General features: G+C 41.9%; 1 pseudogene. It reads left to right on the top strand.

From position 1 onward, the window contains the following. Positions 1-294: pseudogene (locus I656_RS0116620) on the top strand (IS4 family transposase); the annotation flags it as partial. Positions 295-370: the final 76 nt, after the last annotated feature.

Here is a 370-nt window from a genome sequence, read left to right as displayed (position 1 = left end):
AAAAAAGAACGTTTCGAATGCCATTTATACGGGACGTTGATTGCCATTTTGGTCACCCAGACGTTTCTGTTTCAAGCTCGGATGTATTGGCATCAAAAGGAAGACATTGAAATCAGTGAACGGAAAGCGCTCGATCTTCTCCAATCGTATTGGCACCAGTTGCTTTTGCGTTCGCATATGGCGGAAATCAACCTTTTCTCTCTCCTTTCCCTGTTACGAAAACATGCCAAGAAAGGTCGAAGGAAAGGGGAAGAAACGGCATCAGATATCTTAACGAAATTAGAGATATGGTAGAATTAGATATGGATATAAATACCAAATACCCCTCTTCTGGAGGGGTATTTGGTATGCCCAATAATGGATGTGATCC

Source organism: Geobacillus sp. WSUCF1, from assembly GCF_000422025.1.
In the GTDB taxonomy this organism is placed as follows: Bacteria; Bacillota; Bacilli; order Bacillales; family Anoxybacillaceae; genus Geobacillus; species Geobacillus zalihae.
Note: the sequence above shows the minus strand (reverse complement) of the source record. Positions and strands in the feature narration are given on the sequence as shown.